The following is a 14,808-nucleotide window of genomic DNA, read 5'->3' on the forward strand; positions in this document are numbered from 1 at the left end:
TTTATTGAAATCATATCACAAAAAGGCGTTGAATGAAACACCTCTCTTCATTCAACACCTTTTCATTTTACCTCTATTTTTTTATTATCTTCCATTCGCTGCATTATCCACAGCATCTCCAACATCTTCTACAGCGTTGCCCACACCTTCACCAACATCACGGACACCATCAGCTACTCCATCACCTAATTCTTCCACACCTTCTCCGAGAGCACCGGAAACGGAATTGTTATTGTCTGTCACATTATCACCGGGAACATCTGCATCTCCGGCAGTGCCTGCATCATCTGGTACTGCGGTATCAGCAGTTCCAGCTCCGTCTGCACCATTATTTACGCTGTCGCCCGCGTCATCCACCATGTTTTCATCCTCTGCAGTTCCATTCTCCACGTTATCCTTATCAATGGCGTCCTCATTTGCATTATTTTGAACCTCATCCGCTGCATTGTTATTGTCATTTCCACAGGCTGTAAGCATACATAATGTAAATACCAGCAAAGTACCTATGAGCATTCGTTTCATTTTTTTCATCTCATCTGTCTCCTTTTCTTATTTTCAGCTGAAAACACGTTACTGTCCACTTTCGCGAAAATGACCGTTCCGCCTGGCGGAACTCAGCCTGCGAACAGTAAACATTGCTGTATGCTCCTAATATGTACAGATGAGAAAGAAACTATTCTGGAAGAAATTTACATTTTAAAAATCCATCAATCCGGACATTTCCATTCTTCACTTATCACTGTTGTTTCCGCACGATCCTGCCGCTTTTGGAATTTCTCCACACGTCATGGGCTACCGCAATCTCTCCGCCCACCAGCACATAATCAAATCCTGTACAATACTGGTTTGGATTCTGGAAATCTGCATGAACATTTAACCGGTCCAGATGAAATACATTGATATCTGCGGGCATTCCTTTTTCCAGGATTCCCAGAGGAAGACCCAGAACATGCGCCGGTTTTGCCGTCATCTTATACACAGCATCTTCTATGGAAAAAATCTTTTTATCACGCACATAAGCGGTAAGCAGCTTCGGAAAAGCCCCGTAAACTCTGGGATGATATTTGCCCCCTGCGGGATAGATCGCATCTGAGATCAGATTTGCCCGGCTGTCTTTCAAAAAATACAGCATGTCCTCCTCTGAGGCAATGGTATCCAGCATGGTAACCTGGCAGCGCTCTTCCAGGAGAATGTCATACAGGGTATCATAAGGATCCTGTCCAAACTGCTCTGCGATCTTCGCAATAGACTGTCCTGCAAAGCTGCCGAATTTCTCCGTATGTAAAGTGCTGGCATAGATCATATCAAAGCCAGCCAGCTCCACAATGTTCTCAAAAATATCGGAAGGCTGCTTCAGCACCTTCGTAATCTCCTTCCTGCAAAACGGATCTGCCAGCCTTGCGCAGATTGCATCGGTACCGCCCTCCTGAAACTGTGGGGGAAGAAGATGTACCAGCTGGGTGGAACCAGTCAGATAGGGATACAGGTCAAAATCCACCTTCACGCCCCGCTCTGCCGCCTGGTCAAACAGCTTCAGGATTTTCACCGGAGTCCCGCCCCAGTTTTTCCGCCCGATACACTTCATATGGCTTACATGCAAGGGAATCTGCAGCTCTTCCGCCACGGAAATCACTTCCTGCAGAGCCAGCAGGATTCCATCTCCTTCATTTCGGATATGGGTGGTAATGGGAATGTCCGTCCCCTTCAAGGGCTGCAGTGCTTCCACAAGCCCATCTCTGTCATATTCAAATTCCGGGGCATAGGCAATTCCAAGGCTGATTCCAAGCGCTCCTGCTGACAGAGCTTCCTCCACAGCCTTCCACACCTGATGTAATTCTTCCTTGGAAAGCTTCCCGGAAGCATAGCCTTTTACACTGGCGCGGATGGTTCCATTTCCTGCAAGCATTCCAGTGTTGACGCTGCGCTTTTCTTTTCCAAGAGCTGACATGTAGGCGGACATGGTTGACATAATTCTAAGAGCAGCTATCTCGATTTCTTTCTCTGAAATTCCGCAAGACTCCTCTTTCTTTTTTGAGAAAAGTACACCTTCGGTATCATCTGTATTTTCATCTTTTCCCCAACGAAAATCCCCAGTCACACTGCTGAGAAATCTGGCAATCTCTTTCCCAAATTTCTCCCCGGCCGGAGCCACCGAAAGCCCACAGTTTCCATTCACAACAGTCGTCAGTCCCTGCCGGTTCAAAAGCTCATCATCCCCGTTTCCAAAGGCCTGCCAGTCTCCGTGTCTGTGAATGTCAAGGAAGCCGGGGGTTATATAACCACCGGCCGCATTCAAAACACGCTCTTTTGGAAAATCGGCTGGAATCTCCACATGAGTTCCCACTTCCGCAATTTTCCCATTTTCTATTACAAGATCTCCATGAAATGGCTTTTCCTTTTTCCCATTTACGATCCAGCCATCTTTGATTATGTAGTCCATCCCGAATTACCTTTCCTCAACTTTCCTGATAAACTGACGAATACGATCATTCTTCGGATGCTCAAAAAACTCTTCCGGAGGCGCATCCTCCACGATCACGCCATCTTCCATAAACAAAATCCGATCCGCTACTTCTCTGGCAAAATTCATCTCATGGGTGACAATGACCATGGATACTCCTTCCGCTGCTACTTTACGGATAACACTTAAGACCTCTCCAACCAGTTCCGGATCCAGTGCGCTGGTAGGCTCATCAAAAAGGATCACTTCCGGATTCATAGCCATTGCTCTTGCGATCGCAACCCTCTGCTGCTGGCCGCCGGAAAGATTCTTTGCCATTGCCTCTTCCCTGCCTTCCAGCCCAACCATTTTCAGCAAATCTTTTGCCTTTGCAATTGCCTCCTGTTTGGGAACTTTTTTCACATGGACCGGTGCCTCGATCACATTCTGCAGCACACTCATATGGGTAAAAACGTTAAATCTCTGGAAAACCATTCCAATATGCTGCCGCAGCTCATGCAGTGCCTGACCGGAATTCACAGGTTTTCCCATATAATCGATTTCGCCGCTGTCGTAGGTTTCCAGCTGGTTGATACACCGGAGAATTGTGGATTTACCAGAACCGCTGGGACCAAGGATTGCAATCTTTTCCCCTTTATGTATGTCAAAACCGATTTCCTTCAGCACCTGAAGATCCCCAAAGCTTTTGCTGATATTTTTTACACTTAAAATAACATCTTCTGCCATTTATGCCATCCTCCTTTCCAAAACTCCTGCAATCTGGGTAAATATAGTTGTCAGGATCAGATATAATACCGCAACAGCTATGTACGGCTCAAAATAGTGGAAAGAATTATAAGCGATCAGGGTTCCCTCTCTTGTCAGCTCTGTCAAAGTGATGGCGGACAAAATAGAGGTATTTTTGATGGTGGCAATAAACTGGTTTACAAGAGGAAGAATGCAGATCTTGGTTGCCTGTGGTGCCACAATTCGAAGCATTTCCAGATGCCAGGGCATTCCAAGTGCTTTGGCTGCTTCTCTCTGCCCCGGGTCAATAGCATGGATACCGGAACGGACAATTTCTGCAATGTATGCGCCTGTATTTAAAGACATGGAAAGCACACCTGCTGTCATAGCGCTGAAAGTAATGCCCAGGTTTGGCAAACCGAAATAGATCAGAAATGCCTGCACCATCAGCGGGGTTCCTCTCCAGATCCAGATGTACAGCTGTGCCAGTCTGGATACCACTTTTATATGGCTGTCCCTCATCAGCGCAAGCACAACGCCCAGAATCGTACCAAAAATAAGCGTGAGAACCGATATTTCCATCGTCACTGCGCATCCCTGGAGCAGTGATGTCATTTTGTCAAATACAAGTGACCATTTCAATGTTACCATACTATTTCCCCTGTGACCAGTAATTATAGCCGGTTTATCCTTTCTTCCTTACTTTTCCGGTATTACTGTTCACTCCGTGACCAGTAACGCGCTTCGCGATGCACAGAAAGACGAACCTTCTTGTGACAAGCACAAGAAGTAGCGTTTGCTGCGCAAACTTAATTCTCGGGTTTTCTGTGAACTTTGTTCACAAAAACACCTCGCGGAATGTTACCAGTGAACAGTAACTTTCCGGTTACTGTTCACTTTGTTCACAGCAACTTGTTTTCTGCATAGAAGTATATGCCTGTTTTATTCAGCGGTTTCCGCATCTTCTGCTGCAGCTGCTTCTTCTCCCTCACCGGAAGCATCGATCCATTTTGTCCAGAGTGTATCATAAGTGCCGTCTGCATAATACTCGTCAATACATTCATTGATAAATGCAAGAAGATCATCTTTTCCCTTCTGTACGGCAATGGCGTTCTCTGCGTGGGTAAATGGATCACACACGATTTTGGCACCTTCGTATTCCTGGGAAAGGATCTTCTGGTTCAAAAGGTCGTTTACCACAACGTCCACACGACCAGCCAGAAGATCTGATACACATCCTACTGTATCCTTGTACTGAACAATCTCATAGGAAACATCCGGATTCTCATCCAGAAAGCTCTGCACTACATTATAAGAAGTTGCGCCCTCTTTTACGGCAACCTTCAGACCATCGCAGTTATGCTATCCCAATTTCCAGCTTTACTAACGCAAAAAGGACCGCCCTGTGGCAGCCCTTTCTGCATGGCAGAAATGCGATATTGCATTTCTCTCTTATGAAGTTTCGGTACGTTATGGAAACAAGTGCAAAAATGCTTTATCAGCAAATACTCTGACCTGCCATACCATAAACGCAAAAAACGGAGCAAACTCTCTAAGTAGTTTGCTCCGTTGCAACTTATGATGGAATTATAGCAAACACATTGCTATCTGTAAATCCATAAATTCAGCAATTATTTTGTATGCATTTTACAATTTTTGTATATTTCTGTTAACCTTCGATCACGTTGCTCATATCATATCTTCCAGCTGGTTTTCCGGCAAGATATTTCGCTGCTTCTACAGCACCCTTGCCAAATACAGCCTTAGAATATGCTGTGTGCTTAAATTCGATCACTTCATCCGGTCCGGCAAAAATCACTTCATGCTCGCCAACAATAGAGCCTCCGCGAACTGCGGAAATACCGATCTCCTTAGCGTCACGTTTCTCTCTTCTCTGGCTGCGGTCATATACGTAATGATACTGGTTGTCCATTGCCTCGTTCAGACTATCTGCAAGGGCAAGAGCTGTTCCGCTTGGTGCATCCACTTTCAGGTTATGGTGCTTCTCTACAATCTCCATGTCAAAACCAGCTGCTGCCAAAACCTTAGCTGCATCCTGAACCAGTTTCAAAAGAGTATTGATTCCAAGGGACATGTTGGCAGATTTCAGAACGGCGATCTTTTTTGCACTCTCTTCTACTCTTGCAAGCTGCTCTTCACTTAAACCTGTGGTGCAAAGAACTACCGGCATATTTTTCTTCTCGCAGTAGTCCATCAGCTTATCAAAAGCCTTCGGGGAGGAAAAATCGATAACAGCATCTGCTTCCACCTGGCAATCGTCAATGTTTGTGAATACCGGATAGCTGTTTTTCCCCTGGTCTGCAATGTCGATTCCTGCTACGATCTGGGCATTTGCATCCTTCTCAACAATATTGGAAATAACCTGTCCCATATGACCGTTACATCCGTGCATGATAATTTTAACCATTTTATTTTTTCCTTTCTTACTGTAAATTAACGAGCTTGTAAAAATTATTTCAACAATATACGCGCTCTGTTTTTCTCTGCTTACATATTACAAAGAAATCCCGTCAGCCGCTGTCAGACAATATGCTGCCGCACACCAGAGCTGACAGGCTCTGTCCGGGATTTCAACATTATTTATGCAAGCTTAATTCCGTAATCAGCAAGAGCTTTTTTCAGTCTCTCCTCGTTCTCCGGCTCCATCTCACAAAGAGGCATACGGGTCGGTCCCACTTTCCAGCCCATCAGGTTCAGGGCAGTCTTAACCGGAATCGGGTTTACCTCGCAGAACAGTGCATTGATAAGAGGAACAGCCTCAAGCTGAAGTCTGGCAGCACCAGCAAGGTCTCCCTCCATAAATTTCATAACCATGTCATGTGTATTCTTCGGAGCAACATTGGATAAAACAGAGATTACTCCAAGTCCGCCAAGGGAAAGAATCGGAAGTACCTGGTCATCATTTCCGGAATAAAGCTCGAGAGCTCCGTCAGCCATGGACATCATCTTGGCGATCTGGGAAAGATCTCCGCTTGCAGCCTTGATTCCCACAATGTTCTTCACATTCTTCGCAAGAGCAACTGCTGTAGCAGGCTGGATATTGCAGCCTGTACGACTTGGCACATTATACATAATGATCGGAGTTTCCGGTACAGAATTGGCAATCTCTGTATAATGACGGATAAGACCCTTCTGGCTTGCCTTGTTGTAATATGGAGTCACGATCAGAAGTGCATCAGCGCCATAAGAAGCAGCTTCCTGCGACATCATGACTGCAGTCTCTGTGCAATTAGAACCGGTACCTGCAATAACAGGAACTCTTCCAGCTACCTTGTCAATTGCAAATTTGATGGTCTGGAGATGTTCTCCGTGTGTCAATGTAGAAGACTCGCCTGTAGTGCCGCAGATAACGATTGCATCTGTGCTGTTCGCAATCTGATATTCCAGAAGTTCTTCCAGTTTCTCATAATTTACCTTTCCATCTTCATGCATCGGGGTTACAATTGCAACGGCTGCACCTTTGAAAATTGCCATATTATTTCCTCCTATTCATCTTTATCATGAGTTCTGCTCTCTTCCAAGAGTGGTAATGGTAGTCACACTGTCCACATAATCCAAAATGCCAGGGTCTACCCGATTTCCTGTAAGTATCAAATGCATAGATTCGTCCTTCTGTTTCAAAAGCCCGACAACCATATCAACAGTAGCAATATGCTTATCCAGAAGTCCCAGAATTTCATCCAGTACCAGGAAATCACATTCCTGTGTAGCAATCACTTTACGGGCAAAATTTAAACCATTGAGAATATTGCGCTCCTCTTCAACCTGCTCTTCCTCATTCAACTGGTCGTAACAGGTCTCCATCTTTTCGAAGCGGAAGATCTTGATATCCAGCTGATCCAGTTCTTCCAGAAAGTCCAGCTCGCGCCGTTCATTTCCTTTCAGGAACTGAATGATGATCACACTTTTGCCCTGAGAAGATGCCCGCAGTGCCTGACCAATTGCCAGTGTGGTCTTACCTCTGCCATTTCCGCAATATACTTCTGTTATTTCTTTTTCCATACTGATTCCTCTTATTGTTAAAAATAATGTTACCGTCTGCCATAGATCAATAACATTCCTCGCAATGCCGTCTCCGCAAATGATACCATTCATTCAGATATCGCGCTTTGCAAATAGAAACCGCAAACTGCGCCATTTTTAATATGCTTATATTACCGCAAAACCAGCAGAAATGCAAGCAGAAGAAACTTGGAGAAAAATTGGGCTGGCTGCCTTCCATAAAGCAACTAGCAGACCATGGCGTATTTCCCGCCACTGCAGTTGGTTTACACATACTCCAGCTTGCTCACCGATACCTCATAAGCGATTCTCTTCTGTGTCTCATTTTCCCCGATTCGCTTCATGTATTCCCTGCTTTGGATCCTGCCCCAGATCAGTACATGACCGCCCACTTCAAAGGCTGAAGCATAGCGGGCATTTCGTCCCCAGCAAATACACGGTATGTAATCTGATTTTCCATAAGGTCGGTTCACTGCAAGAAGCAGATCGGCAATCTCTCTTCCCAGCGGTGTTTTCCGGTAAACAGGCGGCTTACAGATATATCCGTCCAGGAAAATCTGGTTTACCGGTGCCAGAGAATCCTCTTCTTCCAGAAATTTTAATTCCCGTGCAAATGCGGAAAGCACCAGCCGGTTGTGTTTTTCTTCATGACGGTTATAGGAACGGAACTGTCCGTGAATTTCCACATACTGTCCCACGTAATCCTGGGTAACGTCCACCAGCCTTTCAGATACCATCACCGGAATCCTGTCTTCAGAATCGCTAAGCCTCTTTACCAGAAGATCCATGGTATAAAATCCTTCTCCGTAAACCTGGTGGCTGAATGTGAAACCTGTAACGATTTTTCCCGTGATGGAAACCTGATTGTTTTCAATAATTTTATCTGCCATGTTGTAGTTCTCCTTCCTTATTTTCACTTTTTTCTGCAGACATATAATACTTGTCTTACTTGTTGGTCTATAATATCTATGAGAAAATCACCCTGTTTAGAACCAGAAATTTAAAATATTTTTTTCATAGAAATTCAAAAATTTTTTTCAACACCTTGTAATTCGCGAAAAATGTGGTAAACTGAGGTTTTGGACAATATAAAGAAGAAACTACATTAATATGGAAAGAAAGAGGCAGAATCCCTCTGCCCGATAAAGAAAGGATTTCGATTTTTATGAAGACGAAACGCGAAGATGTACGTAACGTAGCCATCATTGCCCACGTTGACCATGGTAAAACCACTCTGGTAGACCAGCTTCTGAAACAGAGCGGTGTTTTCCGTGCCAATCAGGAGGTTCAGGAACGTGTCATGGACTCCAACGATATTGAGAGAGAGCGTGGTATCACAATTCTCTCCAAGAACACAGCAGTTCATTACAAAGACACAAAGATCAACATTATCGATACCCCAGGACATGCTGACTTCGGCGGCGAGGTTGAGCGTGTACTGAAAATGGTAGACGGCGTTATCCTTCTGGTTGACGCTTTCGAAGGCGCTATGCCTCAGACCAAATTCGTTCTGAAAAAAGCTCTTGAGCTGGATCTGCACGTAATCGTCTGCATTAATAAGATAGACCGTCCAGAAGCAAGGCCAGACGAGGTTGTTGACGAGGTTCTGGAACTTCTTATGGATCTTGGTGCTTCCGATGAGCAGCTCGACTGCCCATTCCTCTATGCATCTGCAAAAACAGGACACGCTGTTCTGGATCTGAAGGATACACCAGAGAACATGGAGCCGCTGTTTGAGGCTATTCTGAAATACATTCCGGCTCCGGAGGGAGACCCGGATGCAGACACACAGGTACTGATCAGTACCATTGATTATAACGAATATGTTGGACGTATCGGCGTTGGTAAGGTTGAGAGCGGCACTATTGCCGTAAACCAGGAGCTTACTCTTCTGAACCACCACGATCCGGACAAAAAACAGAAGGTTAAGATCAGCAAGCTTTATGAGTTTGACGGTCTGAATAAAGTTGAGGTAAAAGAGGCAACTATCGGATCAATTGTTGCAATTTCCGGTATTGCTGAAATTCATATCGGAGATACCCTTTGCGGCGGAGATAACCCGGAGGCAATTCCATTCCAGAAGATTTCTGAGCCGACTATCGCCATGAACTTCCTGGTAAATGACAGCCCGCTTGCAGGACAGGAGGGTAAATACATCACCTCCCGTCATCTCCGTGACAGACTTTACAGAGAGTTGAACACAGATGTCAGCCTTCGCGTAGAAGACACTGAGACAACTGAGTGCTTTAAGGTTTCCGGACGTGGTGAGCTTCATCTTTCCGTTCTTATTGAGAATATGAGACGTGAGGGATATGAATTTGCAGTCAGCAAGCCAGAGGTACTTTACAAAATTGATGAACGTGGCAAGAAATTAGAGCCAATGGAAATTGCCTACATTGATGTTCCGGAGGAATTTTCCGGTACCGTTATCCAGATGCTCAGCGAGCGTAAGGGTGAACTGCAGGGAATGAGCACTGCAAGCGACGGTTCCGTTCGTCTTGAGTTCCACATTCCTTCCCGTGGACTGATTGGTTTCCGAGGAAATTTCCTTACTTCCACAAAGGGAACTGGTATTATCAATACTATTTTTGATGGCTATTCTCCATATAAGGGAGATTTCCAGTATCGTAAACAGGGTTCCCTGATTGCTTTCGAGGGCGGCGAGGCTGTTACTTATGGTCTGTTTGCAGCTCAGGAGCGTGGTACTTTATTTATCGGACCTGGTGCAAAGGTTTACAGTGGTATGGTTATCGGACAGAATGGCAAGGCAGAGGATATCGAGCTGAATGTCTGCAAGACCAAGCATCTGACCAATACTCGTTCCTCTTCTGCTGATGAGGCACTGAAACTGACTCCGCCAAGAGTTCTCAGTTTGGAGCAGGCTATTGAGTTTATCGATACAGATGAGCTTCTGGAGGTTACTCCAAGCAGCCTTCGTATCCGTAAGAAGATTCTGGATTCCCGTGATCGTAAGAGAGCTTCTATTAAGAAAAATGCGTAAGGGATTATAAGAAAATAGAGCAGATAGATCTTAGGTTGAGTAAGATTTATCTGCTCTTTTGTATAATTGCGATTTAGTGAGTTGGTCGTTATTCCGGACGCGATTTCACAATGTATATTCACCGCCGCGCGTCCAGGTGTTCCGGCAAGCTAATGACTTACGGAGACTAAGACGCTCAGAAAAGCCTTCGCGCCTAAGTCTCCGTAAGTCATGGATCTCGCCTCCACTAAAACCGCTCCTAAAATGCGCGGCTTGCGAATATACATTGCAAAATCGCTGGTTACTGGAAAGGCAAGCCCTTACAATTCTTTTTTTAGTTTATAGAAGTCCTTCACAGCCTTCCAGCCAATTTTCACAATCTTCTTCACATTAATGGAATTAGTTCCGCCCTGTCTGGGTTTGAAGGTGATTTCAATGAATTTAACTTTCTCTTTGTAATGGACGAAGTATGTTGTAAACATAATGTTGGGGATGTTGAAATCTTCTGGGAGTTTGTCGATATATTTGGCTACCAGGCTGGATTTCATCAGGCGGTACGGCGCATTGGCGTCGGAAACTTTTACACCGAAGATCATTCTCAGCAGAAAGCATACAACATTCTCTACGAATTTTCTGGATTTTCCGTCGCCACGTACAGCGCGGCTGCCGATTATTGCATCATACCGGCCCCTCTGGTTCCAAAATGGCTCGAATTCGTCTGGATTGGTCTGACCGTCGGAATCAGTCTGGAAAATATAATCGGCTTTCTGCCGGATGGCGTAGCGATATCCATAAAGTACTGTAGGACCGTGACCGCCGTTTGGTTTATCCAGTGGGACAAGAAGGGGTCTTGTAGCGGCACATTTCTGCAGAAGTTCGTAGGTGTTGTCTTTACTTCCATCGTTAATAATCACCAGTCTGGAATTTCCCTCGTCGTTATGACGTTCCACTACTGGGTACCACTGGTCAATGGTTTTCTCAATATTCTCCGATTCATTATATGCCGGAATTACGATATATAAACTGGACATAACTTCCTCCCATTTACTGATTTTTCAAACAGGCTTTAAGCTTTAACAGCATATCTTTAACCGTACTTTATATATCATATTGTAACTGTTCAGTACCTTCACTGCTACACGCTTCGCGGTACACAGAAATCACGCTTTCAGCCCAAATTCTTCTGCTAATTTTCCAAACTGGGGCAAAGAGTTCATAATCGTGTCATACGATACACAATAAGCCAGTCTTACATATCCAGGGCAGGCAAAGGAGCTTCCTGGCACCATAAGGATATTGTATTTTTTGCCAGCTTCGCAGAAGGCTTTTTCATCTGTAACTGGAGATTTCACGAATAAATAAAACGCTCCCTGTGGCTTGATACATTCAAATCCCAGTTCTTTCAGTCCATTGTAAAGAGCAAGGCGGTTCTTGTCGTAAGCTGCCACATCTACCTCTGCATCTACGCATTTCGCGATTACTTTCTGGATCAGGGATGGAGCATTTACGCAGCCGATAGTACGATTAGCAATGGCTGCTGCTGCGATCAGTTCCTCGCTTCCGTCTGCCTCGTCTGGAATAACCAGATAACCGATACGCTCACCTGGAAGAGAAAGGGATTTGCTGTAGGAATAGCCTACGATTGTATTTGCATAATATTTTGTCAGATAGGGTACCTGTACGCCGTCATAGGCCAGTTCTCTATATGGCTCATCAGAAATCAGGTAAATCACTGTGCCAAATTCTTTCTGCTTCGCTTCCAGAATTGACGTAAGTTTCCTGATTGTTTCTTCTGAATAAACAACTCCAGTCGGATTGTGAGGAGTATTCACAATGACAGCACGGGTCTTCGGTGTGATTTTCTCCTCAAATTCCTTCAGATTCGGCTGGAATGTGGTAGTATCCGGTGAGATTTCCACAAGATTGCCGTCATAATTGCGTACATATGCACCATACTCCAGAAAATAAGGTGCAAAAACGATCACCTCTTCTCCAGGATTCAGGATTGTCTTAAATGCTACGTTCAATCCGCTGGCTGCACCAACTGTCATGATCAGATTTTTTGCTGCAAAAGAAGTGCCAAATCGACGGTTCAGGGACTCTGCAATTGTCTGGCGAACATCCTCGAATCCTGCATTGCTCATATAGCCATGGAGAACTGTCGGTTCTTCCTCATTTACCAGATCAATAATGGCCTGACGAACACAATCCGGTGCGGGAACGCTTGGATTTCCAAGGCTGAAATCAAATACATTTTCCGGTCCGTAAATCGCGCGAAGGCGATTGCCTTCCTCGAACATCATACGGATTGCAGAATTGTTTTTTACATATGGTTTCATTTTTTCTGCTATCATTTTATGTCACTCCTCTTTTGCTTATTTCTTATTAAGATTTCTCTATTATTTCGTCTTATTTTTCCCAAATATAATCCATCCTACAAGTCCCAGCACCAGCAGACTCACAATCATCCACACGGTCAGCACAACCGGTCCCTTCGGGCTGAACATATCATAATATCCTTTCAGATAAATCACAACTACAATCGCCGGAATCACATACAGCATGTATTTCTGTACGTTTGCAGGGAATTTCAGCCCTTCTCCGGTATCCGCCTCTTTAATAAAGCGCTTCCAGCCCCAGCCATATTTGGACACGCAGAACATTACAAATACTACAGAACCCAGTGGAAGAATATTATTGGATACAATGAAATCTTCCAGATCCATGATGTTCGTTCCTGCTCCAAGCGGCTGTATTCCTGACAAAATGTTGAAGCCAAATACTGCCGGCAGAGAAAGAAGGATCATTGCCACCATGTTGACTATAACAGCTTTTCCACGGCTCCAGCCTTTTCTGTCCATTGAATAGGATATAATATTTTCAAAGACCGCAATTACAGTAGACAGGGAGGCAAAGGACATAAACAGGAAAAACAGAGCTCCCCAGATTTTCCCTCCTGTCATCTGGTTAAATACATTAGGCAATGTAATAAATACAAGTCCCGGGCCTGCTCCTGGCTCCACACCAAATGCGAAGCATGCCGGAATAATGATCAATCCTGCCATCAATGCGACAAAGGTATCCAGAATCGTAATATGCAGAGATTCTCCCAGAAGGGATCTATCCTTTCCAAGATAGCTTCCGAAAATCGTCATAGAGCCTGCACCAATACTTAATGTAAAAAATGCCTGCGACAGTGCCCCAAAGATCACATTTCCGATTCCGATCTCGGCCATAGCGGCAAAATCCGGCACCAGGTAAAATTTCACTCCCTCCATCGCTCCGTCAAGCGTAAGCGAATGAACCGCAAGCACTACGATCAGCGCCAGAAGACATATCATCATTACTTTTGTGATTTTCTCCAGGCCACGCTGCACTCCCAAAGAGCACACTCCGAAGGATAAAACAACTACAATGATCATCCATAAAGTCATTGTACCAGCTGAATCCTGAAGTCCTGTAAAATAGTCTGCCACCTGTGCAGAATCTTTCCCGTCCAGTTTGCCGGCTGCCATTGCATAACAGTAGTAAAGCATCCATCCTGCAACCATGGTGTAGAACATCATCAGCACATAGTTGGAAACCATGCTCATGTAGCTGAAATTATGGAAGTTGGCGCCCTCCGGTTCCAGGTCGTGAAATGCCCTTGCCGTGCTTTTACGGCTTGCACGTCCTACTGCGAATTCACATACCAGTACTGGCAATCCCAACAAAACCAGAAATATCAGGTAAATCAGAATAAATGCCGCTCCACCATATTTTCCCGCCATATACGGAAACTTCCACACGTTTCCAAGTCCAATGGCGCATCCTGCAGAGACCAGGATAAATCCCAGCCGTGATCCAAAGGTTTCTCGTTCTTTCAAATCGTCCCCCTTGTTTTCTTTTTCATTTTATAGTGCCTGGCAGCTGCACCTTCCAGGCTTTGTTTTTGTTGGAAAGTAATAAAAAGGACCGGTTATATCCAGCCCTTTTTCATATTTTTCCTGATATCTTATTGTAACGCGCCCACACTTTTATGTCAACGCTTTTATGTGATGGAAATTTGACGTTTTAAAGTCGAAAATAAATCATTGGTGATAATTTACGATTTTTTTCGCAGTAACAGAGACCAATGTATTGGTGTCCGCAAACTTTTATACATAAAAAGAACAGTCTCACCTTAAACACCATTTTCCAGGCAAAACTGTCCTCTTTCATTATTCCTTAACTTTTCACACTAAGTCTCACCAGCGCCCTCTGCAGCTTGGCTTCAACGATCTTGTATTCCTTATCGGAAAGTCCACCCTTGGCCAGCTTTTCCTGGGCACGCTCTTTGGCTTTTCCAGCGCGGTCGGCGTCGATGTCCTCCTGCCATTCCCAGGTGGTTGCAAGAAGACTGCAATTGCCATCCATTACGGTGAGCATGCCACCGATGCAGGCTGCACTGCGGCTGGTGCCATTCTCCAGTATCACATGGGCCTCGCCCATTCCAAGAGCGGTACAGAAGTTGCAGTGTCCTGCCAGGATTGCCAGATCACCGGTAATGCTGCGGCACACAATGCGCTGCACCTCTCCCTCAAAAAGCAGGCCGTCGGGGGTACCGATTCTAAGGGGAAATGTCCTCATAGGCAGCCTC

14 protein-coding genes are annotated in these 14,808 nt (G+C 45.0%); 1 reads left to right on the top strand and 13 read right to left on the bottom strand.

Annotation, left to right across the window (positions count from 1 at the left end):
* Positions 1-84: 84 nt before the first annotated feature.
* The 9 genes from LIZ66_RS04205 to LIZ66_RS04245 all read right to left on the bottom strand — a co-directional run bounded on the left by LIZ66_RS04205 (position 85) and on the right by LIZ66_RS04245 (position 8,100).
* Positions 85-531: an LptM family lipoprotein gene (locus tag LIZ66_RS04205; RefSeq protein WP_118582182.1), complete on the bottom strand. Its 447-nt coding sequence runs from the start codon at positions 529-531 to the stop codon at positions 85-87.
* 205 nt (positions 532-736) lie between these two features.
* Positions 737-2,440, bottom strand: coding sequence for an N-acyl-D-amino-acid deacylase family protein (locus tag LIZ66_RS04210; RefSeq protein ID WP_195380088.1), 1,704 nt, complete (start codon positions 2,438-2,440; stop codon positions 737-739).
* 6 nt (positions 2,441-2,446) lie between these two features.
* Positions 2,447-3,187: an amino acid ABC transporter ATP-binding protein gene (locus LIZ66_RS04215; protein WP_207741815.1), complete on the bottom strand. Its 741-nt coding sequence runs from the start codon at positions 3,185-3,187 to the stop codon at positions 2,447-2,449.
* A complete protein-coding gene (locus LIZ66_RS04220; protein ID WP_118582170.1) occupies positions 3,188-3,838 on the bottom strand; it encodes an amino acid ABC transporter permease in 651 nt (216 codons plus the stop codon).
* Positions 3,839-4,129: 291 nt separating this feature from the next.
* Positions 4,130-4,492, bottom strand: coding sequence for a transporter substrate-binding domain-containing protein (locus LIZ66_RS04225; protein ID WP_408611494.1), 363 nt, complete (start codon positions 4,490-4,492; stop codon positions 4,130-4,132).
* Positions 4,493-4,856: 364 nt separating this feature from the next.
* Positions 4,857-5,615, bottom strand: coding sequence for a 4-hydroxy-tetrahydrodipicolinate reductase (gene dapB, locus LIZ66_RS04230; RefSeq protein ID WP_148461017.1), 759 nt, complete (start codon positions 5,613-5,615; stop codon positions 4,857-4,859).
* A 173-nt stretch (positions 5,616-5,788) separates the two neighbouring features.
* Positions 5,789-6,682 (bottom strand): 4-hydroxy-tetrahydrodipicolinate synthase, encoded by an 894-nt coding sequence (gene dapA / locus LIZ66_RS04235; RefSeq protein WP_118582161.1) that lies wholly within the window; start codon positions 6,680-6,682, stop codon positions 5,789-5,791.
* 24 nt (positions 6,683-6,706) lie between these two features.
* Complete coding sequence (locus LIZ66_RS04240) at positions 6,707-7,210, bottom strand: cob(I)yrinic acid a,c-diamide adenosyltransferase (protein WP_118582158.1); 504 nt, start codon at positions 7,208-7,210, stop codon at positions 6,707-6,709.
* A 266-nt stretch (positions 7,211-7,476) separates the two neighbouring features.
* Positions 7,477-8,100, bottom strand: a complete 624-nt coding sequence (locus tag LIZ66_RS04245; protein ID WP_118582155.1) for a single-stranded DNA-binding protein — start codon at positions 8,098-8,100, stop codon at positions 7,477-7,479.
* Positions 8,101-8,375: 275 nt separating this feature from the next.
* On the opposite strand from LIZ66_RS04245, the gene typA reads away from it, so the two are divergent.
* On the top strand, positions 8,376-10,211 hold the full coding sequence (gene typA, locus LIZ66_RS04250; RefSeq protein ID WP_118582152.1) for a translational GTPase TypA: 1,836 nt from the start codon (positions 8,376-8,378) through the stop codon (positions 10,209-10,211).
* 299 nt (positions 10,212-10,510) lie between these two features.
* Here typA and LIZ66_RS04255 read toward each other — a convergent pair whose 3' ends face one another.
* The 4 genes from LIZ66_RS04255 to atpC form a co-directional block, all read right to left on the bottom strand.
* The gene (locus LIZ66_RS04255) at positions 10,511-11,221 is read right to left on the bottom strand and encodes a glycosyltransferase family 2 protein (protein ID WP_148461016.1); all 711 of its coding nucleotides are present in this window, start codon (positions 11,219-11,221) and stop codon (positions 10,511-10,513) included.
* Between the two features lie 129 nt (positions 11,222-11,350).
* Positions 11,351-12,544, bottom strand: a complete 1,194-nt coding sequence (locus tag LIZ66_RS04260; RefSeq protein WP_173735282.1) for a pyridoxal phosphate-dependent aminotransferase — start codon at positions 12,542-12,544, stop codon at positions 11,351-11,353.
* A gap of 45 nt (positions 12,545-12,589) precedes the next feature.
* Positions 12,590-14,056, bottom strand: coding sequence for a sodium-dependent transporter (locus LIZ66_RS04265; RefSeq protein ID WP_173770104.1), 1,467 nt, complete (start codon positions 14,054-14,056; stop codon positions 12,590-12,592).
* A 340-nt stretch (positions 14,057-14,396) separates the two neighbouring features.
* The gene (gene atpC, locus LIZ66_RS04270; protein ID WP_118582140.1) at positions 14,397-14,798 is read right to left on the bottom strand and encodes an ATP synthase F1 subunit epsilon; all 402 of its coding nucleotides are present in this window, start codon (positions 14,796-14,798) and stop codon (positions 14,397-14,399) included.
* Positions 14,799-14,808 lie beyond the last annotated feature (10 nt).

It is taken from the genome of Blautia faecis, from assembly GCF_020554845.1.
Taxonomy (GTDB): Bacteria; Bacillota; Clostridia; order Lachnospirales; family Lachnospiraceae; genus Blautia_A; species Blautia_A faecis.